Source organism: Saccharopolyspora sp. ASAGF58 (assembly GCF_012277335.1).
In the GTDB taxonomy this organism is placed as follows: Bacteria; Actinomycetota; Actinomycetes; order Mycobacteriales; family Pseudonocardiaceae; genus Saccharopolyspora; species Saccharopolyspora hattusasensis.
The window spans coordinates 2,270,706-2,296,837 of the sequence record NZ_CP040605.1 but is presented as its reverse complement, the minus strand read 5'-3'; the positions used below and the strand labels follow the sequence as shown (position 1 = coordinate 2,296,837).

26 protein-coding genes are annotated in these 26,132 nt (G+C 70.4%); 14 read left to right on the top strand and 12 right to left on the bottom strand.

Going from position 1 to position 26,132, the window contains the following annotated elements; all coding sequences use genetic code 11:
• The first annotated feature begins 193 nt into the window (after window positions 1–193).
• Entirely contained in the window at window positions 194–2,776 is a 2,583-nt protein-coding gene (clpB, locus tag FDZ84_RS10835; RefSeq protein WP_168585797.1) for an ATP-dependent chaperone ClpB, read from the top strand.
• 308 nt (window positions 2,777–3,084) lie between these two features.
• Here the strand turns inward: clpB and FDZ84_RS10830 are convergent, their stop codons facing one another.
• Complete coding sequence (locus FDZ84_RS10830; RefSeq protein ID WP_168585796.1) at window positions 3,085–4,311, bottom strand: MFS transporter; 1,227 nt, start codon at window positions 4,309–4,311, stop codon at window positions 3,085–3,087.
• 126 nt (window positions 4,312–4,437) lie between these two features.
• Here FDZ84_RS10830 and FDZ84_RS10825 point away from each other — a divergent pair, with 126 nt between their 5' ends.
• From FDZ84_RS10825 to FDZ84_RS10805, 5 genes are all read left to right on the top strand, one after another.
• Window positions 4,438–5,067, top strand: a complete 630-nt coding sequence (locus FDZ84_RS10825; protein WP_168585795.1) for a TetR/AcrR family transcriptional regulator — start codon at window positions 4,438–4,440, stop codon at window positions 5,065–5,067.
• A 374-nt stretch (window positions 5,068–5,441) separates the two neighbouring features.
• Window positions 5,442–6,221 carry a hypothetical protein gene (locus FDZ84_RS10820; RefSeq protein ID WP_246868925.1) on the top strand — a complete coding sequence of 260 codons (780 nt, stop codon included), beginning with the start codon at window positions 5,442–5,444 and terminating at the stop codon, window positions 6,219–6,221.
• Between the two features lie 199 nt (window positions 6,222–6,420).
• A complete protein-coding gene (locus tag FDZ84_RS10815) occupies window positions 6,421–7,194 on the top strand; it encodes an SDR family oxidoreductase (protein WP_168585793.1) in 774 nt (257 codons plus the stop codon).
• Window positions 7,195–7,241: 47 nt separating this feature from the next.
• On the top strand, window positions 7,242–7,790 hold the full coding sequence (pyrE, locus tag FDZ84_RS10810) for an orotate phosphoribosyltransferase (protein ID WP_168585792.1): 549 nt from the start codon (window positions 7,242–7,244) through the stop codon (window positions 7,788–7,790).
• Complete coding sequence (locus tag FDZ84_RS10805; RefSeq protein ID WP_168585791.1) at window positions 7,787–8,431, top strand: RNA methyltransferase; 645 nt, start codon at window positions 7,787–7,789, stop codon at window positions 8,429–8,431. Before pyrE ends, FDZ84_RS10805 begins: the two co-directional genes overlap by 4 nt.
• Here FDZ84_RS10805 and FDZ84_RS10800 read toward each other — a convergent pair whose 3' ends face one another.
• The 6 genes from FDZ84_RS10800 to FDZ84_RS10775 form a co-directional block, all read right to left on the bottom strand.
• Window positions 8,432–8,824 (bottom strand): VOC family protein, encoded by a 393-nt coding sequence (locus tag FDZ84_RS10800; protein ID WP_168585790.1) that lies wholly within the window; start codon window positions 8,822–8,824, stop codon window positions 8,432–8,434.
• A 107-nt stretch (window positions 8,825–8,931) separates the two neighbouring features.
• Window positions 8,932–9,621 carry a DedA family protein gene (locus tag FDZ84_RS10795; protein WP_246868924.1) on the bottom strand — a complete coding sequence of 230 codons (690 nt, stop codon included), beginning with the start codon at window positions 9,619–9,621 and terminating at the stop codon, window positions 8,932–8,934.
• 105 nt (window positions 9,622–9,726) lie between these two features.
• On the bottom strand, window positions 9,727–9,942 hold the full coding sequence (locus FDZ84_RS10790; RefSeq protein WP_168585789.1) for a hypothetical protein: 216 nt from the start codon (window positions 9,940–9,942) through the stop codon (window positions 9,727–9,729).
• Between the two features lie 82 nt (window positions 9,943–10,024).
• Window positions 10,025–11,173, bottom strand: coding sequence for an N-acetylglucosamine-6-phosphate deacetylase (nagA, locus tag FDZ84_RS10785; protein ID WP_168585788.1), 1,149 nt, complete (start codon window positions 11,171–11,173; stop codon window positions 10,025–10,027).
• A complete protein-coding gene (locus FDZ84_RS10780; protein ID WP_168585787.1) occupies window positions 11,170–12,093 on the bottom strand; it encodes an ROK family protein in 924 nt (307 codons plus the stop codon). The genes nagA and FDZ84_RS10780 overlap by 4 nt, the downstream gene beginning before the upstream one ends.
• Before the next feature lie 87 nt (window positions 12,094–12,180).
• Window positions 12,181–12,753 carry a SigE family RNA polymerase sigma factor gene (locus FDZ84_RS10775; protein WP_168585786.1) on the bottom strand — a complete coding sequence of 191 codons (573 nt, stop codon included), beginning with the start codon at window positions 12,751–12,753 and terminating at the stop codon, window positions 12,181–12,183.
• Window positions 12,754–12,843: 90 nt separating this feature from the next.
• On the opposite strand from FDZ84_RS10775, the gene FDZ84_RS10770 reads away from it, so the two are divergent.
• The 4 genes from FDZ84_RS10770 (at window position 12,844) to FDZ84_RS10755 (ending at window position 16,248) form a co-directional block, all read left to right on the top strand.
• Complete coding sequence (locus FDZ84_RS10770) at window positions 12,844–13,122, top strand: YciI family protein (protein WP_168585785.1); 279 nt, start codon at window positions 12,844–12,846, stop codon at window positions 13,120–13,122.
• 244 nt (window positions 13,123–13,366) lie between these two features.
• Window positions 13,367–14,401: a class II fructose-bisphosphate aldolase gene (gene fbaA, locus FDZ84_RS10765; protein ID WP_168585784.1), complete on the top strand. Its 1,035-nt coding sequence runs from the start codon at window positions 13,367–13,369 to the stop codon at window positions 14,399–14,401.
• 233 nt (window positions 14,402–14,634) lie between these two features.
• A complete protein-coding gene (locus FDZ84_RS10760; protein WP_168585783.1) occupies window positions 14,635–15,045 on the top strand; it encodes a DUF3151 domain-containing protein in 411 nt (136 codons plus the stop codon).
• A gap of 99 nt (window positions 15,046–15,144) precedes the next feature.
• Window positions 15,145–16,248 (top strand): aromatic acid exporter family protein, encoded by a 1,104-nt coding sequence (locus FDZ84_RS10755; protein ID WP_210435502.1) that lies wholly within the window; start codon window positions 15,145–15,147, stop codon window positions 16,246–16,248.
• A gap of 11 nt (window positions 16,249–16,259) precedes the next feature.
• Here the strand turns inward: FDZ84_RS10755 and FDZ84_RS10750 are convergent, their stop codons facing one another.
• The 3 genes from FDZ84_RS10750 to FDZ84_RS10740 all read right to left on the bottom strand — a co-directional run bounded on the left by FDZ84_RS10750 (window position 16,260) and on the right by FDZ84_RS10740 (window position 18,365).
• Window positions 16,260–16,541: a hypothetical protein gene (locus FDZ84_RS10750; protein ID WP_168585782.1), complete on the bottom strand. Its 282-nt coding sequence runs from the start codon at window positions 16,539–16,541 to the stop codon at window positions 16,260–16,262.
• A gap of 143 nt (window positions 16,542–16,684) precedes the next feature.
• The gene (locus tag FDZ84_RS10745) at window positions 16,685–17,323 is read right to left on the bottom strand and encodes an HNH endonuclease family protein (RefSeq protein ID WP_168585781.1); all 639 of its coding nucleotides are present in this window, start codon (window positions 17,321–17,323) and stop codon (window positions 16,685–16,687) included.
• Between the two features lie 340 nt (window positions 17,324–17,663).
• On the bottom strand, window positions 17,664–18,365 hold the full coding sequence (locus FDZ84_RS10740) for a hypothetical protein (protein WP_246868923.1): 702 nt from the start codon (window positions 18,363–18,365) through the stop codon (window positions 17,664–17,666).
• Window positions 18,366–18,468: 103 nt separating this feature from the next.
• On the opposite strand from FDZ84_RS10740, the gene FDZ84_RS10735 reads away from it, so the two are divergent.
• Entirely contained in the window at window positions 18,469–19,755 is a 1,287-nt protein-coding gene (locus FDZ84_RS10735) for an adenylosuccinate synthase (RefSeq protein WP_168585780.1), read from the top strand.
• 365 nt (window positions 19,756–20,120) lie between these two features.
• Here FDZ84_RS10735 and FDZ84_RS10730 read toward each other — a convergent pair whose 3' ends face one another.
• Together FDZ84_RS10730 and FDZ84_RS10725 are read right to left on the bottom strand one after the other, a co-directional pair.
• On the bottom strand, window positions 20,121–21,734 hold the full coding sequence (locus FDZ84_RS10730) for a Na+/H+ antiporter (protein ID WP_168585779.1): 1,614 nt from the start codon (window positions 21,732–21,734) through the stop codon (window positions 20,121–20,123).
• A gap of 140 nt (window positions 21,735–21,874) precedes the next feature.
• On the bottom strand, window positions 21,875–22,990 hold the full coding sequence (locus tag FDZ84_RS10725; RefSeq protein WP_168585778.1) for a glycerophosphodiester phosphodiesterase: 1,116 nt from the start codon (window positions 22,988–22,990) through the stop codon (window positions 21,875–21,877).
• Between the two features lie 222 nt (window positions 22,991–23,212).
• On the opposite strand from FDZ84_RS10725, the gene purD reads away from it, so the two are divergent.
• The 3 genes from purD (at window position 23,213) to FDZ84_RS10710 (ending at window position 26,126) form a co-directional block, all read left to right on the top strand.
• On the top strand, window positions 23,213–24,472 hold the full coding sequence (purD, locus tag FDZ84_RS10720) for a phosphoribosylamine--glycine ligase (protein ID WP_168585777.1): 1,260 nt from the start codon (window positions 23,213–23,215) through the stop codon (window positions 24,470–24,472).
• Window positions 24,473–24,617: 145 nt separating this feature from the next.
• Window positions 24,618–24,917 (top strand): hypothetical protein, encoded by a 300-nt coding sequence (locus FDZ84_RS10715; RefSeq protein WP_168585776.1) that lies wholly within the window; start codon window positions 24,618–24,620, stop codon window positions 24,915–24,917.
• Window positions 24,918–24,929: 12 nt separating this feature from the next.
• Window positions 24,930–26,126, top strand: coding sequence for a WXG100 family type VII secretion target (locus tag FDZ84_RS10710; protein ID WP_168585775.1), 1,197 nt, complete (start codon window positions 24,930–24,932; stop codon window positions 26,124–26,126).
• The last annotated feature ends 6 nt before the right edge of the window (window positions 26,127–26,132 follow it).

Sequence of the window (26,132 nt, the reverse complement as noted above, 5' to 3'; positions counted from 1 at the left end):
GTCTTGATGCCGCCGATGATGACGGCGAGCCCGGGGCATTCCACCCAAAATCGACACCTCTTCCGAATCCGCGTGCCCGAACTCACCGGCCTTGAGCGGAACTCGCTCAACTTTCCTCACGTTGAAGATGTATAAGATTACGGGTGCGGAGAGATGACAGACTCGCACCAGCCGCCCGGCGACGAGGTGAGGAATGGACGCGTTCAACCCGACGACCAAGACCCAGCAGGCGATCTCGTCCGCGGTGCAGGCCGCGACCGTGGCCGGCAACCCGGACGTCGACCCTGGACACCTGCTCGGCGCGCTGCTCGCCCAGGGCGACGGGCTGACCGCGCCGCTGCTGACCGCCGTCGGCGCCGACCCGACGGAAGTGCGCCGCGAGCTGGAACAGCTCATCAACAAGCTGCCGGCGGCCAGCGGCAGCACGGTGTCCGCGCCGCAGCTCTCCCGCGACGCGGTCAGGGCGCTGACGCACAGCCAGCGGCTCGCCACCGAGATGGGCGACGAGTACGTCTCCACCGAGCACCTGCTGGTCGGGCTCGCCGCCGAAGGCGGCCGGGTCGCCGACCTGCTGCGAAAGCACGGCGCGACGCCGGAAGCGCTGACCGAGGCCTTCAGCAAGGTGCGCGGGTCGGCGCGGGTGACCAGTCCGGATCCCGAAGGCACCTACAAGGCGCTGGAGAAGTACGGCCAGGACCTCACCGACCGCGCCCGCAAGGGCGAGCTAGACCCGGTGATCGGCCGCGACGCCGAGATCCGGCGCGTCGTGCAGGTGCTGTCCCGCCGCACCAAGAACAACCCGGTGCTCATTGGTGAGCCCGGCGTCGGCAAGACCGCCATCGTGGAGGGCCTGGCCCAGCGCATCGTCGCCGGTGACGTGCCGGAATCGTTGCGCGGCAAGCGCGTCGTGGCGCTGGACCTCGGCTCGATGGTGGCTGGCGCGAAGTACCGCGGCGAGTTCGAGGAGCGGCTCAAGGCGGTGCTCAAGGAGATCACCGAATCGGCCGGCCAGGTCATCACCTTCATCGACGAGCTGCACACCATCGTCGGCGCCGGTGCCACCGGTGAGGGCGCGATGGACGCCGGCAACATGATCAAGCCGATGCTGGCGCGCGGCGAGCTGCGCATGGTCGGCGCGACCACGCTCGACGAGTACCGCGAGCACATCGAGACCGACGCCGCGCTAGAGCGCCGCTTCCAGCAGGTGCTGGTCGGCGAGCCGAGCCCGGAGGACACCGTCGCGATCCTGCGCGGCCTCAAGGAGCGCTACGAGGTGCACCACGGCGTGCGGATCACCGACGGCGCGCTGGTCGCCGCGGCCACCCTGTCCGACCGCTACATCACCGCACGGTTCCTGCCGGACAAGGCCATCGACCTTGTCGACGAGGCCGCGTCCCGGCTGCGCATGGAGATCGACTCCCGACCGGTGGAGATCGACGAGGTCGAACGCGCCGTGCGACGGCTGGAAATCGAGGAGATGGCGCTGTCCAAGGAGGACGACCCGGCCTCGCTGGAGCGGCTGGCCGCGCTGCGCGCCGAACTCGCCGACCGACGCGAGAAGCTGTCCGAGCTGACCGCGCGGTGGCGGCAGGAGAAGGAGTCCATCGAAACGGTCCGCGACCTGAAGACGCAGCTGGAGCAGCTACGCGGCGAGTCCGAGCGCGCCGAGCGTGACGGCGACCTCGGCAAGGCCGCCGAGCTGCGCTACGGCCGCATCCCGGCGCTGGAGAAGGAACTCGAAGCGGCCGCGCAGACGCAATCCGAGCGCAAGGCGATGCTGCAGGAAGAGGTCACCGCGGACGACGTCGCGGACGTGGTCAGCGCGTGGACCGGCATCCCGGCCGGCCGCCTGCTGGAGGGCGAGACGGCCAAGCTGCTGCGGATGGAGGACGAGCTGGAGAGGCGCGTCGTCGGGCAATCCGAGGCGGTGCGGGCGGTGTCCGACGCCGTGCGCCGGACGCGCGCCGGGGTCGCCGACACGGACCGGCCGACCGGCTCGTTCCTGTTCCTCGGGCCGACCGGCGTCGGTAAGACCGAGCTGGCCAAGGCGCTGGCGGGGTTCCTGTTCGACGACGAGCGGGCGATGATCCGCATCGACATGAGCGAGTACGCCGAGAAGCACTCGGTGGCCCGGCTGGTCGGCGCCCCGCCTGGCTACGTCGGCTACGACCAGGGCGGGCAGCTGACCGAATCGGTGCGGCGGCGGCCGTACTCGGTGGTGCTGTTCGACGAGGTGGAGAAGGCCCACTCGGACGTTTTCGACGTGCTGCTGCAGGTGCTCGACGACGGGCGGCTCACCGACGGCCAGGGCCGAACGGTGGACTTCCGCAATACGATCCTGGTGCTGACCTCGAACCTCGGCTCGCAGGCGATCGCGGACCCGAACCTCAGCGAGCAGGAGCGCGAGGAGGCGGTGCGCTCGGTGGTGCGCAGGCACTTCAAGCCGGAGTTCCTGAACCGGCTGGACGACGTGGTGGTGTTCCACTCGCTGTCCACGGACGAGCTGACGTCCATCGTCGACATCCAGGTGGAGCGCCTGGCCCAGCGCCTGGCGCAGCGTCGGCTGACCCTCGACGTGCAACCGGCGGCCCGGGACTGGTTGGCGCTCAACGGTTTCGACCCGGTCTACGGGGCCCGACCGCTGCGCCGCCTGGTCCAGTCGGCGATCGGAGACCAGCTGGCCCGGAAGCTCCTGGCGGGAGAAATCCGGGAGGGCGACAAGATCCGGGTCGACACCACGGACGACAACGAATCCCTCGTGGTCACCGCGGCCTGACCTGGGAAGGCGAGGGGTGCCCGCGCCCGGCGAACCGGGTCACGGGTGCCCCTCATCCGGCATTCGCTCAGGGAGCTCTGATCTCCAGCGTGGTCGCGGCGGCGGTCAGCAGGGCCCGCGGCCGGTCACGCGGGAATTGCTCCTCCTGGCGGGCACAAGATCCGCGCCCGCTGTGGCGGAAGAACACCCGTGAGCGTTTTTGGGTGCCATAGCACCCAAAAACACGCACGGCGTCCTGCTTACCGAAACGCTCGTCGCGATCCGCATAACAGCGAACGCGCGACCTCGGCGGCGCGCTGGGGTGGTGGTCAGTGGCGGGCGAAGGTGGAGAGGGCCGCCGTCGTCACGAAGATGGCCGCCGTCGCGGTGAAGGCCAGCGTTGCCGTAATCAGGCCGAAGGCCGTGCTGAGGAATCCCAGGGCGACGCTGGGGACGCTGGCCGACAGGTATGCCACGACGTAGATCAGCGCCGCGGTCCCCGCTCGGTGTTCCGGGGCCGCCAGGCCGGTCAGCATCCGGAAACCGCCCATGAACACCAGGCCCCAGCCCGTGCCGAGCACCGCCGAGCTGACGAAGAACACCGCGGCGCCCTGTTCCAGCGCGGCGGCTGCCACCCCGGCGAGCCCGACGAGCATCAGTGGCGCGCCGAACCGAACCGCGCGCCGGGCCTCCCACCCGGACAGCAGCAGCTGCGCCAGCCCGCCGAACCCGGCCAGCACCGCGACCGCCAAACCGCCCACCAGGTAGGGGTTTCCGCTGACCAGGCCCTTGGCCACCGACGGTCCGAGGGACATGAACATCCCGCCGACGATCCAGGAGGCGAGCAGCGTCGTCGCCATCAGCGCGAACGTCCCGCCCTTGCCCGCTGGCACCGTCAGCCGCTGCGGGCGCAGCACCTCGCGCAGCGCGCTGCGTCGTGCGACCGGTTCGGGCATCAGCAGCACACCGGGGATCGCGAGCACGAACCCGAGGATGAGCAGCAGGTAGCTGGTCAGCGTCGGCCCGGGCACGAACTGCACCAGGGCACCCGCCAGCAGCGAGCCGAGCGCCATGCCCAGGCCCGCGGAAACTCCGTTGATCAGCGATCCGTGGTTCGAGCCTGGGCGCTGGAAATCGAGCAGGGCGCCGCTGATCGCGCTGGTCGCCAACCCGGTGGCCAGGCCCTGCAGCGCCCGGCCCACCAGCAGCCAGCCGACGCCCGGCGCGACCGCGAGCACCAGCATCGAGGCGATCTCCAGCACGAGCCCGGCCAGCAGCACCGGCCTACGGCCGATGTGGTCGGACAGGGAACCGAACAGCACCAGCGCGAGCAGGATGACCACCGCGTAGACGGCGAAGACCTCGGTGAGAACCGTGGTCGTGAAGTGCCAGCGCTGCTGGTAGATCGAGTACATCGGGGACGGCGCGGTGGAGCCCATCAGGAACAGGGCGTACAGCGCGCCGATGAACCAGAACGAGGCCGGCCGGGACAGGGCGCCGCGTCGGAGGAGCGCTCGGGTGCCGCTGCGGGGTTGGATGAGCTCCGTGGTGGTCATGCCTTCCTCTGCTTCCAACAGCCGCGGCGGCCTGCTCGCGCAGTCGGCCGGAGCGGAACGGATGATTCCGGTCCGGTTCAACCCGGCAGCGGAACGGATCATTCCGGTCCGGCGTATGCTGTGGCCATGGCCACACCGAACAGATCCGCGCGGTACGACGACCAGGTCATCGCCGCAGCTCGCGAGGTGTTCGCCGAGCAGAGCTTCGCGGCGCCGATGGCCGAGGTCGCCAAGCGCGCGGGGGTCGGCGTGGCGAGCGTGTACCGGCGCTACCCGAGCAAGCAGGAACTGATCGAGCAGGTCCGCATCACCGCGTTCCGGCGGATCGTCGACGAGGCGGAGTCCGCCCGCGCCGAGGAAGCCGATCCGTGGCAGGCCCTCGTCCGGTTCATGCGCCGCTGCCTGCGGGAGGGCGCCGGGATCGGTACCGTGCTGCCGCCGATGGACCAGCAGCACACCTACTCCGGGGAGTTCCGGGAGCTGCAGCAGCGCGTCGCGACGGAGATCGAGGACCTGGTCGACGCCGCCAAGCGGGCGGGCGAACTGCGCTCGGACGTGGACTGGACGGACATCCTGATGCTGTTCAAGCACCTCAACCCCGCGCTGCCGACCAGCGAGTCCCGCCGCGCCGAGCTCCGCGCCCGCTACCTGGGGCTGGTGCTCGAAGGCCTGCGCTCGGGAGGCGCGGAGCTGCCCGGGCCAGCCCCGGAGCGGGACGAGTGGCAGACCCTCTGCGACAACTTCGCCTCTTCCTGATCGGCCGGCCTAGCTAGGGCTGGTTTTCGCAGGTCAACGCCAGTGAGTGCGTTCGGGTGCCATGGCACCTCAGCATGGCTACGGGCTTTGACCAGGCAAAACACCATCTCATTGGTGCAGGTTTCTGCGCCTCAGCGCCGGCTGGGGCGTTGTGCTGTTCAGCGGGCATCGCCGTGCACGTCCAGGTGTGCGGCGACGAGGCCGACATCTTCGCCGACCCGGTGGTGGTCCGGGACTGGATCGGCCAGTCAATCGGCGGCCGAATCACCTGATCGGAGGTGCGGTCGGAGCACATCGCCCCGACCGCACCTCTCCGTGATGCGTTTTCCCAGGTCACGTTCAGCCGATGGGGCGGTTCCGCACCGGATGTCCAGGTGATCTTCGTGTTCGGCGATGATCGGACTACCCTGCGCAGTGTGGGCATACCTGCGTGGCTCTGGTTCGTCATCGCCGTCGTCGCCATCGGTGCGGGCGTCGCGCTGCTGATCGCCGACCGATCCCAGCGCGCGTCGAACAACCGGGAGCGGCGCCGCTGGGCCGCATTGCGCGGCTGGCAGTTCGCCGAGGCCGACCAGGTCCTGCCGACCAGGTGGGAGCACGGCGTGCTCGCCCAGTGCAACGGGGTGACGGCCACCGACGTGGTGGCCGGCTCGACCTTCACCACCGACGGGCGCCGCCAGGTGTACGTCCTCGACCTCGACGTCAACGGCAAGGTCGCCGCGGTGCTGGTCGCCATCCGCTGCCGGCGGAGCTGCCCGGCCACCATCGAGCTGTGGCTGCCCGACGTGCCGGTGCCGCAGGACTCCGGGCTGGACCTGCTCGGCCCGGTCGGCTCGCGGTACGCCTTCGTCACCGAGGTGGCGGCGGCCCGGACGCTGGTGACGCCGGACCTGGTGGACGCGACCGAGGAGATCGGCCACGACGTCACGGTGGTGTGGCTGGAGAACGACTGGGTGCTCGCGGCCATGCACCCCGACGACGCCGACCCGGCGCGCCTGGAGCGCCTGCTGCGCGACCTCGGCGACCTCGCCGACCTGATCGACCCGTTCGGCACCGACCCGAACGAGATCGACCCGAACGAGATCGACGGCGCGAACGACGTGGCCGAACTCGTCGACGCCGAGGCGGAGCCGTCGGCAGACCGCTCGCGCTGACCCCGACTCCAGCGCAGGCGGTTTGTCGGGTAGGACCGGCGGGTTTCCCCGCAGGCCCCCCTCTAACACGATCATTCGACATAGACACGCATATGATCAACAAGAGCCGCACCCGCTCTTTACTCAGAGCAGAAAGACTTTTACCGGAACCCTGCCGGCGGATGGGCGGGGCGGGTGAAGGTGCCGGTAGGTTCGGCCCATGGCTACCGCACTCGTCACCGGCGCCACCGCGGGCATCGGGCGCGCCTTCTCCCGCCGACTCGCCGCCGAAGGCCACGACATGGTCCTGGTGGCCCGCGACGCCGAACGGCTCGCCGAACTCGCCGATCGCCTGGAGGCCCGGCACGGGGTCCGGGTCGAGGTGCTCCCGGCCGACCTCGCCGACGCGGAGCAGCGCGCCAGGGTCGAGGAGCGCCTCGCCGACGCCGAGCGCCCGGTCGACCTGCTGGTCAACAACGCCGGATTCGGCACGGCCGGCTCGTTCTGGGAAACCACCGGCGCCGAGCTGCAGCGGCAGCTGAACGTCAACGTGGCCGCCGTGCTCGCGCTGACGCACGCGGCAGTGCGCGGGATGCGGGAGCGCGGCCGCGGCGACGTGATCAACGTGTCCAGCGTCGCCGGGTTCTTCCCGGTCGCCGGCTCCACCTACGGGGCGACCAAGGCTTACGTGACCGCCTTCTCCGAGGGCCTGTCGGTGTCGCTGGCCGGAACCGGGGTGCGGATCATGGCACTGTGCCCGGGCTTCACCCAGACCGAGTTCCACCAGCGGGCCGGGCTGGAGATGGGGCGGCTGCCCAGGGCGTTCTGGCTGCAGGCCGACCAGGTGGTGCACGAGGCCCTGGCCGACCTGCGCCGCGACAAGATCGTGTCGGTGCCGGGCGTGCAGTACAAGGCGCTGGTCGCCCTCGGCCGGTTGGTGCCGCATAAGCTCCAGCGCATGATCGTCACCCGCACCGTCCCCGACCGCACCTGAGCCGCCGCCCACCGGCCCCGGCAACCCGGCCGGTATGCTGAAAACTCGTGGTCAAAGTGGATGAACAGCAGCGCACCGAGCTCGCCCGCCTGATCCGGGAAATCGCCGTGGTGCACGGTCGGGTCACCCTGTCCTCCGGGAAGGAAGCCGACTACTACGTCGACCTCCGCCGCGCGACGCTGCACCACCAGGCGGCGCCGCTGATCGGCAGCCTGCTGCGCCAGCTCACCGACGACTGGGACTACGTCGCCGTCGGCGGCCTTACCCTCGGCGCCGACCCCGTCGCCACCGCGATGATGCACGCCGAGGGCCCCGCGCTGGACTCGTTCGTGGTCCGCAAGAGCACCAAGGCGCACGGCATGCAGCGGCTGATCGAAGGCCCGGGCGTCACCGGTCGCCGGGTGCTCGCGGTTGAGGACACCTCCACCACCGGCGGGAGCGTCCTCGCCGCCGTCGAGGCGCTGCGCGCGGCAGACGCCGAGGTCGTCGGGGTGGCCACCGTGGTCGACCGCGACACCGGCGCGCGTGAGGCGATCGAAGCCGCCGGGCTGCCCTACCGCTCGCTGCTCGGCCTGGCCGACCTCGGGTTGGCGTGAGCGAGGAAGTCGGTCCCACCGAGTGGGGCACCACGGTCGGCGTCGGTCCCTGGACGGGGCCGTGGCCGACCGACGAGCGCTACGACCCGGAGTTGCTGGAGCACGGCGACCGGCGCAACGTCGTGGACCACTACCGGTACTGGCGGCGCGAGGCGATCGTCGCCGACCTGGACCTGCGGCGGCACGACTTCCACGTGGCCATCGAGAACTTCCAGCACGACCACAACATCGGCACGGTCGTGCGCACTGCGAACGCGTTCGCCGCGAAGGCCGTGCACATCGTGGGGCGGCGGCGCTGGAACCGGCGCGGCGCGATGGTCACCGACCGGTACCAGCACATCCACCACCACCCCGACGTGGAGTCGCTGCGCGGCTACGCGACCGAGCACGACCTCGCGCTGGTGGCGGTGGACAACACCGTCGGCGCGGTGCCGATCGAGCGGACTGCGCTGCCGCGCCGCTGCGTGCTCCTGTTCGGTCAGGAAGGCCCGGGCCTGCGGGCTGACTCGCGACAGGACGCGGACCTGGTGGTGTCCATCGCGCAGTTCGGTTCGACCCGCTCGATCAACGCCGGGGTCGCCGCGGGCGTCGTGATGCACACCTGGATCGAGCAGCACGCGGACCTAGCCGGAGCCTGGTGATCAACCGCGGGTGGCCAGCCACTCCTGCAGCTCGATCAGGTTCCCGGCGGGGTCCTTCAGGTGCGCGACGCGCATCCGGTCCGTCATCGGCGCCGGGCCGTTGAGCAGTTCGGCGCCGCGCGCGGTGATCTCCGCGCAGTAGCCGTCGAGGTCGTCCAGGTGCAGCACGACCAGCGACCGGTATGCCGTAGGCGGCTCGCCGAGTTCGCCGAGGACCTCGGCCATCTGCGCGCGATCCTGCAAGGCGATGGCCGCCGTGCCGCCGTCCGGGCTGAACTTCGCGTACGGCCCGTCCGGGGCCTCGAACTGCGGTTCCAGCCGCAGCACGTCCCGGTAGAAGCGGTAGCAGCTTGGGAAGTCCGCGACGAGGAGGCGAACCTGGGAGAGCTCCATCGGGGTCGCTTTCTGCCGTGTTGGGTGGCGATCTTCTTCCCGGAACTGACCCGGAAAGCAGTTCGCGCGGACCCGGCGAATCGGATCCGCGCGAACGTGGCGACTGGTCAGCCTGCGGCGTTGCGGGCCTTCTCGCGACGGCCCTTCAGGTACTCGATGATGATCGGGATGACCGAGACCAGCACGATCAGGATCGCCATCGCTTCGAGGTTGTTCCTGATCCACGGGATATTGCCCAGGAAGAAGCCGAGCATCGTCATGCTGACGGTCCATGCGATGCCGCCGATCGCAGAGAAGCTGAAGAACTTCTTCTGGTCCATCTGCGCGACGCCCGCGACCGCGGTGATGAACGTCCGCACGATCGGCACGAACCGGGCCAGGATGATCGCGCGAGCCCCGTACTTCTCGAAGAACTCGTGGGTCTTGTCCACGTGCTCCCGCTTGAACAGCTTCGAGTCCGGCTTGCTGAACATCGACGGCCCGACCTTGCGGCCGATCCAATAACCGGTCACGTTGCCCACGAACGCGCACACGGCCAACAGCAGGCAGACCAGCCAGACCGGGGTGTCGATCGCGCCGGTCGCAACGAACAGGCCGGTCACGAACAGCAGCGAGTCACCGGGCAGGAAGAAGCCGATGAGCAGGCCGCACTCGGCGAAGATGATCAGGCATACGCCGATCAGGGCGAACGGCCCCATCGACTGGATGATGTGCTCCGGATCCAGCCAGTCCGGCAGCAGAGCGAGCGCGGGAGTGTTCGCGGCGGCGTCGACAATCGCGGGCAGTTCGGTCGTCACGCTTGCCAACGGTACCGTGACTGCCCCCGGCCCAGCCCCCGGGCGAGAAACCCGCCGACTTCCCCGGGCAACACCGCCGATCACTCGGTCGCGTGAATATGGCCTTCACCACACGGGATGGAGCAGCGTCAGCGCCCCGACGATGCCGCCGGCGAGGAGACCGAGGACCAGCGCGAACAGCAGCACGCCGATCACCGGGAGGCGCTTGCGGGGCGGAGCGGGCGGAATGGGTGAGGCAGGCGGCGCAGCCGGGCCCGGGCTGCCCCCGGCCTGGGCGCGAAGCGCCGCCGACAAGAGGTGGGCGGGGTCAGGTCGGGTCACACCCCGAGCGTAGCGAGGGGCGACCGACCCCCCGGCGTTCCGGCGGTCACCGGAGCGCCGGGGCGTGAGTGGTCGTCCGCGGTCAGTTCGGTTTGGTCACCCAGGTGCCGTCCTTCATGACCGCGTCCAGCTCCAGGTCGGCGTCCAGGACGACCAGGTCCGCCGCTAGGCCCGGCCGGATCTCGCCGATGCGGTCGCCGAGGCCGAGCAGGCGCGCCGGTTTCGTCGACGAGGCCGCGACCGCTGCAGGCACCGTCAGCCCGCAGGACTCGACCAGGTTCCGGAACGCCACGTCCATCGTCAGCGTGCTGCCAGCCAGCGAGCCATCCGCCAGGCGCGGTTCGCCGTCGATCACGGTGACCGGCAGACTGCCCAGCTCGTAGGTGCCGTCGCCCGCCTCCGTGGCGCTGATCGCGTCCGTGACCAGCACCGTCCGCCCGGTGCCCGCGTGCGAGGCGGCGAGCTTCACGACCGCCGGGTGCAGGTGCACCAGGTCGCAGATGAGCTCGACGGTCACCCGCTCGTCCTCGAGCAGGACCCCGATCGGGCCCGGTTCCCGGTGGTGCAGCGGCCGCATGGCGTTGAACAGGTGCGTGGCCACCGTCGCGCCCGCCTCCACCGCGGGAACCACCTGGTCCAGCACCGCGTCAGTGTGCCCGACCGCGGCGATCACGCCGTTGTCCACGAGCTGCCGGATGGCGTTCAGCGATTCCGGAAGCTCCGGCGCCAAGGTGATCATCCGTACCGCGCCCCGCCCGGCGTCCAGCAGCTGCTGGACGGCCGTCTTCTCCGGCGGCCGGAGGATCGCCGGGTCGTGCGCGCCGCAGCGCGCCGCGGACAGGAACGGTCCCTCCAGGTGGATGCCCGCCAGCGGGCCGTCGGTGACCAGTTCGCTGAGCGCGCTGATCTGCTTGGTCAGGTCGGGCAGCGGCGCCGACACGAGGCTGGCCAGCATTGTTGTTGTGCCGTGCGCGCGGTGGGTGTTGATCGCGGCGTGCGACTGGTCGACCTCGATGCCCGTGAACGAGCCGCCGCCACCGCCGTGGCAGTGGATGTCCACGAAGCCGGGCACCAGCCACCGCCCGGCCAGGTCGACGGCGGGCCCGACCGGCGCCGGGCCGGTGCCGGTCGCGGCGATCGTCCCGCCGGAAACGCGGACCCAGCCTCCGTCCAGCACTCCGTCGGCGGTGACGACCTGCCCACCAGCGAGGATCAGTTCGGGATCGTTCACGTTGTTTTCAACCCTTCCGTCGCCAGCAGAGCTGCGCCGAGGCAGCCCGCGGTGTCGCCGAGCTCGGCCAGTTTGAGATGGGGGCGACGGTGGTACGCCGCCAGCATGCCGTCCAACCGGGCGCGCAGCGGCTCGATGAGCAGCTCCCCGGCCTGCGCGAATCCGCCACCGAGCACGATGCACTCGGGCGCCGCGACCGTCACGAGCACCAGCAGGCCCTTAGCCAGCGCATCGATCGCGTCCTGCCACACCGCCTGCGCGTCCGGATCGCCCGCGCGCACCGCGGCGGCGACGTCTGCCCCCGAGACTTCCCGGCCGGTCCGCGCCCGGTAGCGCCTGGCCACCGCTGCCGACGATGCCACGGCCTCGACGCATCCGCTGCTCCCGCACCCGCATGGTTCGCCGTGCCCGATGTCGATGTGCCCGATTTCGCCGGCGAAGCCGCCCCCGGCGTAGAGCCGGCCGTCCAGCACTATCGCGGCGGCGATCCCGGTGCCGATCGGCAGCACGACCACGTCGCGCATCCCGCGGGCGGCGCCGAAGCGCACCTCGGCGAGCCCGCCGGCGCGGACGTCGTGGCCGAAGCCCAGCGGCAGTCCGATGCGGGCGGCGAGCCGGTCGCGCAGCGGCACGTCCCGCCAGCCGAGGTTGGCGGAGAACACCCCGACGCCGCGCACCTCGTCGACCACGCCGGGCACCACCACCCCGACGGCGTCCACCACGTCCGCGCCGGAACGCAGGTCGGACACCACCTCGGCGACGGCCTCGACGACGAGATCGGCGGTCGCGGCACCGTCCGCGCCGCGCGGGGTCGGGCGCCGCGCGTGGCGCAACGGCCGCGCGGTATCGCGGTCGACGGTCACCAGGGCTGCCTTCATCTCGGTACCGCCGACGTCTACGGCGATGGCGTGTGCGGTCACGCCGACGATCCTCCGCTACCAGCCACCCATTGGTCTACACCAAATAGGTGTGTTGTTCGCCGTGGATTTCGCGGACTTCCCTATCGATCAGTTGCCCATCAGCTTCTGCAGGGCCCCCAGCCCGCGGCTCGCGGTCGACTTCACGGTCCCCCGCGACACCCCCGTGGCCTCGGCGATCTCCGCCTCCGAGAGGTCCCCGTAGTAGCGCAGCACCAGCACTTCGCGCTGCCGGCGTGGCAGCTGCCCCAGCGCGGCCACGACCGCCTGGTGCTCGGCGGTCAACATCGCCAGCGACTCCGCCGACCGGGCATCGGTCTGGTGCGGCGGCTGGTACTCGCGGGCCGTCTTGCGGCGCCGCAGCACCGAGCGGCTGCCGTTGACGACCGCGGTCCGCAGGTAGCCGATCGCGGCCTTGGCGTCGCGCAGCCCGGACCAGTTGCGGTACAGCCCGGTGAACGCCTCCTGCACCACGTCCTCGGCCGTCGCCGGGTCGTCGACCAGTAGGATTGCCAGGCGCACCATCCGCATGCGCTGCTGGCGGTACAGGTCTTCCAGGGTCAGCGGCAGCGCCGGGATCTGCGCGGACGGGCTGTCCAACGTGCGCAGGTGCCCGAGGGTCCGTTCGACGCTGCGTTCGGCGCTGTGCGAATCACCGGCCATGATCGAGCAACCTACCGGCTGGCCACTGGCGGGTGTACCACGACCGGGTAGCGTCGATATCGATCGGTGATCCGCAACGGAGGTGTCGGAATGTCCAAGTTCGTGGTCGATCTGGTGTACGGCGAGGACGAGGAGCGCCGCCTGGAGGTGCGTCCCGCGCACCGGGAGTACTGTCGCGAGCTCGCCGACCGCGGCGTGCTGCTGGCGGGCGGCCCGTTCGCCGACAAACTCGGCGCGCAGCTGATCTATGAGGCGGCCGACGCCGACGAGCTCCAGAAGGTCCTCGACGCGGACCCCTACACGGAGGCCGGCGTGATCGCCAAGACCACCGTCCGCGAGTGGAATCTGCTCAGCGGGGCGTGGGCGTAGCAGCGGCCTTCAAGATCAAATCGGTGGCCTCCCTGGCCGCCGAACCTGCAGCGTGTGAGGATGTCCACAGGATTCGTCCTATTCTGAATCCTGTCACCGGCTTTCCAAAAGAGCCCCCGCTGGGGCACTGTGACGCGAAAGTGTGGCACCGGGCCGGAAGTGCCCGCTGGTAGCGGGCACGAGCTCGTAGGATGCTGCGCGATCCCCGTCACCATGACAAGACTCCACCCGAGGAGGACGACCGATGCCCATCGCGACCCCCGAGGTCTACGCGGAGATGCTGGACCGGGCGAAGGCGGGCGAATTCGCCTACCCGGCCATCAACGTGACCTCGTCGGAGACGCTAAACGCGGCGCTGCGCGGGTTCGCCGAGGCCGAGAGTGACGGCATCATCCAGTTCTCGACCGGCGGCGCCGAGTTCGCCTCCGGCACCAAGGTCAAGGACATGGTCACCGGCGCGACCGCACTGGCCGAGTTCGCGCACGTGGTGGCCGCGAAGTACCCGGTGAACATCGCGCTGCACACCGACCACTGCCCGAAGGACAAGCTGGACGGCTTCGTCCGGCCGCTGATCCAGATCAGCCAGGAGCGGGTCAACCGCGGCGAGCACCCGCTGTTCCAGTCGCACATGTGGGACGGCTCCGCGATCGACCTGGACGAGAACCTGGAGATCGCCCAGGAACTGCTGGCCGCCGCGGCCCAGGCCAAGATCATCCTGGAGCTGGAGGTCGGCGTCGTCGGCGGCGAGGAAGACGGCGTCGCCAACGACATCAACGAGAAGCTCTACACCGCGCCCGGCGACTACGAGAAGACCGTGGACGCCCTCGGCGCCGGTGAGAAGGGCCGCTACCTGCTGGCCGCCACGTTCGGCAACGTGCACGGCGTCTACAAGCCGGGCAACGTCAAGCTGCGCCCGGAGATCCTCAAGCAGGGTCAGGACGTGGTGACCGAGAAGCTGGGCCTGCCGGCCGGCTCGAAGCCGTTCGACCTGGTCTTCCACGGCGGCTCCGGCTCGCTGCTGGAGGAGATCCACGAGGCGGTCTCCTACGGCGTGGTGAAGATGAACATCGACACCGACACCCAGTACGCCTTCACCCGGCCCGTCGCGGACCACATGTTCAAGAACTACGACGGCGTGCTGAAGATCGACGGCGAGGTCGGCAACAAGAAGGCCTACGACCCGCGCAGCTACTTGAAGGTGGCGGAGCAGGCGATGGCCGCCCGCGTGGCCCACGCCTGCGAGAACCTCAAGTCCGCTGGCCGCATGCTCGCCGGCTGACGTCACCCGGAGGGCGCGCAATTTCGCGAGAAATTGACCGTCACCGGGGTGAACGTCAATTTCTCGCGAAATTGGCCCGGCCCCATGGCGGGGAGCCCGGGTGGTGACAGAGCGTTGCGGCGCCCGTCACCCGAGGATGGCGCAATTTCTCGCGAAATTGGCACCTCGCGGAGCGCGACGGCCCGTTCGCCTGGTGGCGGACGGGCCGTCTTCGCGCCTGGGAGTATTGGGGCATGACGAGGAACCTGTTGGAACCGCCGGAAACCCTGCTGCCGGAGAACGAGGCGGCGCAGGGCGAACTGGCCGCGGGCACCGACCCGGCCGAGGTCGCCGCGCACCACCCCACCTTCAGCGCCGCTTGGGCCGCGCTCGCGGAGTCGGCGCTGGCCGCGGGCGAGAACATCGCCGCCTACGCCTACGCCCGCACCGGCTACCACCGTGGCCTGGACGCCCTGCGCAAGGCGGGCTGGAAGGGCTTCGGGCCGGTGCCGTGGCGGCACGCCCCGAACCAGGGCGTGCTCCGCTCGATCGCGGCGCTGGCGAAGGCCGCGAAGGCGATCGGCGAGGCCGACGAGTTCGACCGCTGCCGCCAGCTGCTCGCCGACAGCGACCCGGCGTCCCTGGAAGCGAACGGCCTGGCCTAAGCGGAGTCCTCGGGTGCGCGACCCGGTCCGGTCGCGCATCCGAGGATCAAGCGAGGATCACTTCGGTGACGCTCGGATTGCGCCGGGATCTGTCGGACAATGTCCACCGTGCACCGATTGCGCGAGGAGCTCGTCCGCCGCTTGCGCCGCCTCATGCGCACCGGCGTTCCGATCGCCCAGTGCGCGATCGCGGCCGGCCTCTCGTGGTTCCTGGCGCGCCACTTGTTCGGGCACCCGGCCCCGTTCTTCGCGCCGATCGCCGCCGTCATCTCGCTCGGCGTCTCGCTGGGCCAGCGGATGCGGCGGGCCCTGGAGCTGGTGGTCGGCGTCAGCATCGGGATCGGCGTCGGCGACATCCTGATCTCGTTCATCGGCACCGGCGCCTGGCAGATCGCGCTGGTCGTCGCGCTGGCCATGAGCACCGCGGTGCTGCTGGACAGCGGAGTCGTGATCGTGCTGCAGGCCGCGTCGTCGTCGGTGCTGGTCGCGACGCTGCTGCCACCGGCCAGCGCGGGCGGGCTGACCCGCATGATCGACGCGGCGATCGGCGGCCTGGTCGGCTTCGTCGTCGCCGCACTGCTGCCGGCGAACCCGCTCGCCGTGGCGCACCGCAACGGGCGCCTCGTGCTCGGTGCCCTCGCCGACGCGCTGCGCGGTGTCGGGAACGCGGTGGCGCGGCAGGACCGCGATCTCGCCACCGATGTGCTCGCGAAGGCCCGCAAGAGCCAGAAGCACGTGGAAGAACTCCGCACCGCGCTGGAGGCCGGGCAGGAGATCGCGCGGTTCGCGCCCATCCGGTGGCGGCGGCGCGGCGACCTGGAGCGCTACGAGACGGCGGCGACGCCGATCGACCGCGCGCTGCGCAACACCCGCGTGCTGGCGCGACGCGCGCTCGCCGCGCTACGGGACGGCGAGCCGGTGCCCCGCCCGCTGCCGGGGCTCCTGGAGGAGTTGGCGGGCGCCGTGGTGCTGCTGCGCGACGAGCTGGCCAGCGGTGTGGATCCGCTGCAGACCCGCGAGGCCGCCCGGTCGGTTGCCAAGAAGTCCACAGTGGAGCTCCTCGGCGAGGGGGACTTCTCGATGCAGGTGGTGGTGATGCAGGTCCGCTCGATCGCGGTGGACCTCCTGCAGGCCACGGGCCTCAGCCGAATCGAAGCGATCGCCGCCCTACCGCCCCTGCACCCCGAGGAGAAGTCCGGGTGAGGGCCCCTCGCTCAGCCACGTAGGCCGGCATCGGGGCGGTGCAGGACCGCTACCAGGGCGGTGTGCAGCGCCCCGTGATCGCGCGGGTCGTGGAGGTGGCAGTCGGCTGCCGAGAGCCGGTACCACTCGGCGGCGCCCGCATAGCGCACCCACACGGTCACGTCACCGTCGGCGCATTCGGTGGCCAGCTCCAGGTCGCCGGTGATCACCCCGACCTCGTCGGTCATCACCCCGCCCGGCGGCGCGGTTACCTCGGAACGCAGCACCGCTGCGCGCTCTGCGTGGTCTGACATCGAATCGCCCTCTTCACGACGCCTCGGATGTCCCAAGTATGTCCTGCCAGGACCCGACGCGTTCGGACGGCGATTTCGCGCAGTGCCGCGCCAGCCAGGTCCGGACGGGGTGGTGCCCCGCTGGTCGGGCGGGGCACCGGTGATCAGCAGCCGTCGAGGGCCTTCTGCAGCGCGGACTTCTCCGCGTCGGTGACGGTCAGCTCGTACTTGTGCTTGGTGCCGACCCACATCGACGCGTACTTGCAGTGGTAGCCGGCCTCCGGCGGCATCCACTCGTCCGGGGTCTGGTCGCCCTTGGACTGGTTGACGTTGTCGGTGACCGCGATCAGCTGCGGGCCTTCCAGGTCGTTGGCGAACGCCTGGCGCTGGTCCTGGGGCCACTTCGCGGCGCCGGAGCGCCACGCGGCGGCCAGCGGCACGACGTGGTCGATGTCCAGATCGGACGGTTTGGTCCAGGTCGCACCGTCGTAGGGGCTGAACCAGCTGCCGGAAGTCGGGTAGCAGTCCGAGCCGACCGCCACGTCCTTCCCGTCGCGCTTGAGCACCGCCTCGCGGGTGTTGCAGCCGTCCGGGCCTTCGATCCAGTGCGGGAACTTCTCCCGGCTGTAGCCGTCCATCGAGCCCTCCGGCGCGACGGTCAGCTCAGCGAGTTCGGTCTTCGCCGTCTCCGGGCTGGGAATGCCGGGCGGCTCGGCGCTGGCTGGAACGGCCAGCGCGAGGCCGAGGGCACCCGCCAGGGGCAGGGCGGTCAGGGTCGCGCGCAACGATCGGTGGCCTCTCATGGCTTCCCTCCGCATGGGCGTCTCGCCGGTGTCCTTGTTGACCATTGCCCACGCAGGTGGCCGAGACAATGCCGGAGCGTGACCGACGGATAACTTGACGTGAAACCGCCACCGATCGTGCCACCGCCTGGTTAATTTCGCACCAATCCGGCACGCCGGTTCCGAAAGTCACCGGAATTGCGGCTCGCCGAGTTAATTCCGTCGGCGCTCGTCCCGTTTGGAATGGGTGATTTTCGGGCCCATCCGGCCCGGATTGGCGCAGGTCAGCGCGTTGTGCGTCGGAGGATCCCGATTTCGGGTGAAATTGGATCCTATTTGGTCGAAATGCGGAGTTCTGATTTCAGTGGGCCAGTTGGAGGTCCTCGGTGTGCCGGTACCAGACCCACTTCTCCATCGGGCGCGGATGGGCCACGCCGTCGCGGCGCACCGTCGCCGAGCGGAACGACGCCTGCACCGCGCGACCGCGCGTGACGTCGCGCCGACGGCGCAGCAGGCCGCGGCGGATGGTGGTGACCAGCAGGCCGTCGGCGGCCGGCTCGAGCATGGCGCTCAGCGGATCCGCGGTGGGCTCCGGCAACGGCGTGGCGGCCGGGTCCGGCGAGATGGTGATGCTTACCGCAGCGCCGTTGAGTACCTGCTCGTCGTCGCAATACACCTGGCCGGTGATCGGCTCGATCGTCCCCTCGCCGAGCAGCACGCCTCCCGAATCGTCCCTGATCAACGCCGCCGGGCGCGGCGCCCCGGTGAGCGCGCGGTCGAAGTCTCCGACGCGGAGCCCCCACAGCCGCGCGGCCGGCGAGTCGGCGACCGGGACGTAGCCGACGACCAGGTCGGCCAGCCGGTTCTTGCGGAGCAGGCGCAGCACCACCGCCGCGAGGTCGGCGTCGGTGCCGTGCACCACCAGCCGCTCCTCGGTGTCGGCGACCAGCGGATCCACGTCGTCGCGGCCCGGCGTGGCCGGGACGCTGAACCATTGCACTCCGTCACCGGACGGGCGCGCTGCGCACTCGACGTTTCCGCAGGACAATGCGGTGGTACTCACGTTTCGCTCCTGGTTTACCCTGATCGACCGGCATACCCCGTGGTGGGAGCGGGCGAAGCGTGCGGTCACGCTGGCGACCACCCAATCCAGGTTGGAGTTTCACATGCCGGCGATCGTGCTGATCGGCGCCCAGTGGGGCGACGAGGGCAAGGGTAAGGCGACCGACCTGCTCGGTGAGCAGGCGCAGTGGGTCGTCCGTTACCAAGGCGGCAACAACGCGGGTCACACCGTGGTGCTGCCGGACGGGCAGGACTTCGCGCTACACCTCATCCCGTCGGGCATCCTCACCCCCGGCGTGACCAACGTGATCGGCAACGGTGTAGTCGTCGACCCCGGCGTGCTGCTGGAGGAGCTGGCCGGGCTGGAGGGCCGCGGCGTGGACACCTCGCAGCTGCTGGTGTCGGCCGACGCGCACCTGATCATGCCGTACCACGTGGCCATCGACCGGGTCACCGAGCGGTACCTCGGCAAGAAGCAGATCGGCACCACCGGGCGCGGCATCGGGCCCTGCTACCAGGACAAGATCGCCCGGGTCGGCGTGCGGGTGCAGGACCTGCTGGACGAGAAGATCCTGCGGCAGAAGGTCGAGGCCGCGCTGGACATCAAGAACCAGATCCTGGTCAAGGTCTACAACCGCCGAGGGCTGGACGTCGACGAGGTCGTGGACACCGTGCTGTCCCAGGGCGAGCAGTTCGCCAGCCGCATCGCCGACACCAAGCTGCTGATCAACGAGGCGCTGGAGCGCGGCGAGACCGTGCTGCTGGAGGGCTCGCAGGGCACCCTGCTGGACGTCGACCACGGCACCTACCCGTTCGTGACCTCGTCGAACCCGACCTCCGGTGGTGCCTGCGCCGGTTCCGGCATCGGCCCGACGAAGATCAACGCGGTGATCGGCATCCTGAAGGCCTACACCACCCGCGTCGGCGCCGGTCCGTTCCCGACCGAGCTGATCGACGAGGCCGGCGAGAACCTGCGCAAGCAGGGCGGCGAGTTCGGCGTGACCACCGGCCGGTCGCGGCGCACCGGCTGGTTCGACGCGGTGATCGCGCGCTACGCGACCCGCGTCAACGGGATCACCGACTACTTCCTCACCAAGCTGGACGTGCTGTCCGGGCTGGAGACGATCCCGATCTGCGTCGCCTACGACGTGGACGGCGAGCGGGTCGACGAGATGCCGATGACGCAGACCGGCGTGCACCACGCGGTGCCGGTGTACGAGGAGATGCCGGGCTGGTGGGAGGACCTCAGCGGGGCGCGCACCTTCGAGGACCTGCCGGCCAACGCCCAGGCCTACATCGAGCGGATCGAGGAGCTCGCCGGGGCGCGGATCTCGGCGATCGGCGTCGGCCCCGGCCGCGACCAGACCATCGTCCGCCACACCATGGCGTGAGTGGAACCGCAATTTCAACGAGCGTTTCCAGGTGGCGGAACCTCAACGGCCTTCTCGGCTGCAGGATCCCGGACACGTCCGGGCTGTCCTGGCGAGAAGGCCGCTGAGCACCCGCGGCGGTGCCGGTTGCGAGGGTGGGCCAAGGCGGCAGCCCCGCCTGCGGCAGCCCCGCGCCACGGGCTTCCAGCATCGCGGCCCCGGATCGGCCACGCTGAAAAGGCCCAAGGAAACCGGATCTTCGATGTCAATGGAAATCATGGATCATCGGCGTGTCGCACGCCGACACGCCGACGGCTGTGGACAACTTCCGCAATTTCCATTGAAATCGGACCTTCGATTTCAATGGAAATTGCGGGGAACTGGGGTCAGCGGTTTCGCCAGGAGCTGTCCAGGGCGGCTTCCTGTAGGTCCAGTTCGCGCAGGACGCGGCGCAGCACCCCGTCGTCGAGGTTGCCCGCGTCCCGCTCGTCCGCCATCGCCGAGCGCTGCACCTCGATCAGGTCGCGGCGCAGGTCGGAGAACACTTTGCTCGCGGTGTCCGCCCGCTCGTCGGGCGTGCGCCCGACCTGCTCCGCCGCCGCCATCCCCTGGTGCTCCACCAGGGCCCGCATCCGGCCGATGATCCGGTCGAAGTGCTCCGGGCTGGTGTGCAGGTCGTCGGGCGTGAGCCCGTCCAGGTAGCGCAGGGCGGCGTTGGTCGCGGTCACGCGGGCCTCCGACTCAGCCTGGTCGTCGCGCGCGGCCTCGTCCGGGTCGGTGACGCCGAGCTTGCGGATCAGCCACGGCAGCGTCGTCCCCTGCACCAGGATCGTGCCGACCGCGATCACGAACGCCATGAACTGGATCAGCTCCCGTGCCGGGAACGGCTCACCGGTGCCGGTGGTGTGCGGGATCGCGCCCGCGGCCGCGAGGGTGACCACGCCGCGCATCCCGGCCCACGAGAGCACGGCCGTGCGCCGCCACCGGGCGCCACGCTTCATGGTGGTGGCCAGCAGCTGCGACAGACCTGGCAGGTAGTTGGAGCAGAACATCCACACGATCCGGATGCCGATCGTCGTGGCCAGGATGATCAGTGCGTCCACCAGCACCGCGCCGATGTTGCGCCCGGAAGCGACGAGCGTTGCGACGACGGAGTGCAGCTGCAGCCCGATGTAAGCGAACACCAGGCTTTCCAGCAGGAGGTTGATCGACGCCCAGACGGTGTGCTCCTGGAGCCGCCCGGCGGCCCGGGCACGCGGCTGGTTGTGGCCGACGTACAGCCCGGCGGTCACCACCGCGAGCACGCCGGAACCGTGCAGCTGCTCGGCGGTGAGGTAGGCGATGAACGGCACGAGTACGCCCAGCACGGTCGCCACCTGGACGTCCGGCACGCGGGTCCGGGCGATCTGCGCGAGTATCCCGAACACCAGCCCGAGGACGACGCCGTCCACCACGGCCAGCACGAACACCAGCGCCCCCTGGGCCAGGGTCGGCGTGGTGCCGACGACTGCGGCGATCGCCATCCGGTAGATCGTCAGCGCTGCGGCGTCGTTGATCAGGCTTTCCCCGCCGAGGACCGTCATCACGCCCCGCGGCAGCTTCAGCTGGCGGCCGACCGCGGCGGCGGTGACCGCGTCCGGCGGCGCGATGACCGCGCCGAGCACGATCGCCGAGTTCAGCGGCAGTTCCGGGATGAGCGTGTAGGCCAGCCAGCCGATCAGGAACGACGTGGCCACGACCTGCAGCACGCCATGGTGCACGATCGGCGCGATCCGCGCCCGGAAGTTGGTGTAGGAGCTCTCCAGCGCGGCGGCGTAGAGCAGCGGCGGGAGCACGACGGTCAGCAGCAGCTCGGAATCGATCTCCAGCTGCGCCGTGGCGGGAATCAGCGACGCGACGAGGCCGACTAGGACCAGCAGCAGCGGGGAGGCGATCTCGCGGCTCCGCGCGACAGCGGTGACCAGGAGCGCGCCGATCAGGACGAGCAGCAGTTGGGCCACCGAGCACCTCCGTCCATCATGGACAGCTTAGGCGGCCCGATGGCCGTGGTACCTGTGAAAGAACAGCCCCGTGAGTGGTTCTGGGGGTTGGGGCACCCGAAAACACTCACGGGGCTCGAGCAGCGGAAGCGGAGTTCCGATCAGCGGTGCGTCGCGGCGAACTCGTCGCGGGCGGTGACGGCGATGTCCGGCTGGTCGCTGAAGATCCCGTCGATGCCCTGGTCGAACAGCGCCCGGAAGAACCCGAAGACATCGCCGAAGGCGGCCGGGGCGGCCGAGGACCGGAAGTCGGCCGGCAGGAAGTTGTTCTCCGCGCGGACCGTGTACGGCACCACCTCGAGCCCGGCCGCGTGCGCGTCGGCGACGACGGTGGTCGGCTTGGTGAGGAAGCCGTCGGCGTTCACCGGCAGGACCACCTTGGTGTCCGGGCCGATCACGTCCGCGTACCCGGCGATCTCCCGCAGGCCCTCCGGCTTGACCAGGTCGGTGTAGGTGCGCGGGTCACCGGACTCGATGAAGTCCCGCGGCGCGCCGGAGTTGCTGATCAGCTGCACGAGCTGCACCCGCAGCACCTGGTCGAGCTCCTTCAGGTTGCCCACCTCGAAGGACTGCACGGCGACCTTGGCGTTCGGCCGGTTCAGGCCGCTGCGGGTCAGCGCCTCGACAACGCCGGGCTCCAGCGGCAGGCCGAGCTTGGCGAAGTAGCTGGGGTGCTTGGTCTCCGGGGCGACGCCGATCTCGCGATGCAGCTCCCGGGACAGCCGCTCGCGCAGGTCCAGGACCTCCTGGAACGTCGGCACCTCGTAGCGGCCGTCGTAGATCGTGTTGTCCGGCCGGATTGCCGGGATGCGCTCCTTGGCGCGCAGCGTCTTGAGCTCGGCGAGGGTGAAGTCCTCGGTGAACCACCCGATGAGCGAGGTGCCGTCGATGACCTTGGTGGTCTTGCGGTCGGCGAACTCGGGGTGCGCGGCGACGTCGGTGGTGCCGCCGATCTCGTTCTCGTGCCGCGCGACCAGCACGCCGTCCTTGGTGGGCACCAGGTCCGGCTCGATGTAGTCGGCACCCATCCGGGCCGCCAGCTCGTAGGAGGCCAGCGTGTGCTCCGGCCGGTACCCGGAGGCACCTCGGTGCCCGAAGACCGCCACCTGGTCGGTGTCCTGCGGCCGGTTCGGTGCGGCGATGGCGGGCGCGGTGATCAGCCCCAACGCCGCTGCACCCGCGACGGACAGAGCCGTCAGGCGTCCCCGGATCGTCATTTGCCCTCCTGTGTCTCGCGCAGCATGTCGATCAACGCTGCACATTCGGGCAAAACACTGACCGCCGCAATCGACCAATCACGCAAGGCGCGGCGACCCGGCGACAACGGTCAGGTGAACTACCGGGATCGGCCGGATGATCCAGCCCACGTGAGGCATCCGCGCGAGGATTGGCGGGGGCATTGCCGACGTGGCGTGCCGCACGCTCTACGCTCACGTTTTGTGCGAATCCTCGTGATCGGTGGCGGTGGTCGGGAACACGCGATCGTCCTGGCGCTGTCCCGCGACCCGTCCGTGACCGCGCTGGCCTGCGCGCCGGGCAACGCGGGCACCGCTGCCCTCGCCGAGACCTACGGCGTCGACGTCGCGAAGCCGGACGAGGTGGCCGGGCTGGCCACCAAGTGGCAGGCCGACCTCGTCGTGTTCGGCCCAGAGACCCCGCTGGTCGCGGGCGCCTCCGACGCGGTCCGGGCGGCTGGCATCCCCTGCTTCGGCCCGTCGAAGGAGGCCGCGCGCATCGAAGGCTCCAAGGCGTTCGCCAAGGACGTCATGCTCGCGGCCGGTGTGCCGACGGCGCACAGCGAAGTGGTGGACAACCCGGCGAAGCTGGACGCCGCGCTGACGCACTTCGGCCCCACCTGGGTGGTCAAGGACGACGGACTGGCGGCCGGCAAGGGCGTGCTGGTGACCTGTGACTTCGACGCGGCTCGGGCGCACGCGCTCAAGCTGCTCGACGGCGGGCACCCGGTGCTGCTGGAGTCGTTCCTGGACGGCCCCGAGGCGTCGCTGTTCTGCCTGGTCGACGGCACCACGGTGGTCCCGCTGCTGCCCGCGCAGGACTTCAAGCGGGTCGGCGACGGCGACGCGGGCCCGAACACCGGCGGCATGGGTGCCTACGCGCCGCTGCCGTGGGCACCGGATGACCTGGTCGAGACCGTGGTGCGCACCATCGTGCAGCCGACGGTCGACGAGCTGGCGCGACGCGGCACGCCGTTTTCCGGCCTGCTGTACGCCGGTCTGGCGCTGACTTCCAGCGGCCCGCAGGTGATCGAGTTCAACTGCCGCTTCGGCGACCCCGAGACCCAGGCCGTGCTGGCGCTGCTGCGCACGCCGCTGGCGTCGCTGTTCAACGCCGTCGCGCGCGGCGAGCTGGCCGAGCAGCCGCTTGAGTGGGAGTCCGGTGCCGCGGTGACCGTCGTGGTGGCCGCGGAGGGCTACCCCGGGCGGCCGCGCGTCGACGACGTGATCCAGGGCGGCGACGTCCAGGGCGTCCTGCACTCCGGCACCCGTCGCCGGGAGGACGGCGCGGTGCTTTCCGCCGGCGGCCGCGTGCTGTCGGTGGTGGCCACCGGCGCGGACCTGGCGGCGGCCCGCGAGGAGGCGTACCGCCGGGTCGAGGGCGTGCACCTGCCCGGCTCGCACTACCGCACCGACATCGCGCTCCGCGCGGTGCAGGGCGAAATATCCGTTCCGACCGCCTGACCGGCCCGAAACTTCGCTGAAATCCGCCCGGTGATAGGGAATTCCCCGACACCGGGCGGGTTTTTCTGATGTCCTTGCTCTGGCCCGCGGAACCGGGCCGCGGTGCCCGCCGTCGAACGTGCGGGGTTGAGCGCGAGGAGGAGCGGTGACCCAGGCGGGCTACAACATGCAAGCCCTGGAGGACTGCCGAGCGGTGCTGGACGGCAAGGCCGGGCCGGTCGGGGCGGTCGGAGACGGCTTCGAAGGCCAGCACGTTGACGGCGCGATCTTCGGCGAGCTGGAGACGGCGGGTTCGTTCGCGTCCGCGATCACTGAGCTCGACGCCACGGGCAAGCGGGAGCTGGACGCCGGGGAGCAGTTGTTGCGCAGCGCGAGCAGCGCGCTCGACGCGGTGCGGACCACCGTCGAGGACATCGACCAGGCGAACGTCGAATCGTTCCGCTGAGCTGGGGACCAGATGGGGATTTCGGGAGAGGTGGCGAGCAAGCCCGGTGGGGGCGAGCTCGCCGAGCAGCTTCGCAAGATCGAGGACAGCAGGCCGGAGGACATCCGCGCGATCGGCAACCGCTGGCGCGAGGCGGCCGGTAAGACCGGCGACCACGGGCGGGATCTAGACCAGTCGGTGCGCAGTCTCGACGGGGCGTGGGAGGGTGCCTCTGCGGACGCCTTCGTCGCCTACATGGGCAAGATGACCGGCGGGTTCGACAAGGCCCGCGAGGCGTTGCAGAGCTCGGCCGACGTGCTGGACCGAGCGGCGGAGGCGGTGCGGTCCGCCAAAGACCAGGCCAACGCGATCGGCGAGCGGGCGCTGGCCGATGCGCGGCGCGCCGAGGACGCCTACCAGAAAGAGATCGCCGGAACGACCGACCAGGCCGCCAAGGAGGAGGCGGCGGGACGGCGCGACGAGGCCATCAGGAAGGCCATGCAAGACCATGCCCAGGAGGCCACCGGCAAGATCGACGAGGCGAACTCGAAGCTCGGCGCCGCGCTGGGCGAGTTGCGCGGCGCCGCGGCAGGGCTCACCGGAGCGTTGTCCTCGTTACCGAAGGCGGGCGAGCAACCGTTCACGCCGACCCCGGGTCGGCAGGTCGACTGGGACATGACCTCGCCGTCGCAGACCAACCAGCAGTCCGCCACGCCCGGCGGCGAGTCGAGCTCGTCCGGTGGCTCCGGCGGTTCTGGTGGTGCCGGTGGTGGCGGGGGCGGTGGTGAATCCGGCGGCTCAGGCGGCTCCGGTGGCGGTGGCGACGGTGGCCTCGGGCCCAGCGGTGGCCCGCCCAGCAGCGGTCCGCCGCCCGGCAACGTCGAGCAGTGGATCCGGGAGGCCATCAAGATCCTGCAGGCCAACGGCATCCCGGTCACCGAGGACAACATCGACGAGATCTGGACGATCATCCAGAAGGAGTCGGGCGGCAACCCGCACGCGATCAACGACTGGGACTCCAACGCCGCGAAGGGAACGCCGTCGAAGGGCCTGATGCAGTGCATCGACCCGACGTTCCAGGCGCACAAGCTCCCCGGGCACGACGACATCTGGAATCCGGTGGACAACATCATCGCCGGGGTCCGCTACACCTTCGACCGCTACGGCGGCTTCGAAGGGCACCCGGGCCTGAAGTCCATGTCCCAGGGCGGCGGCTACCAGGGCTACTGACGGGCA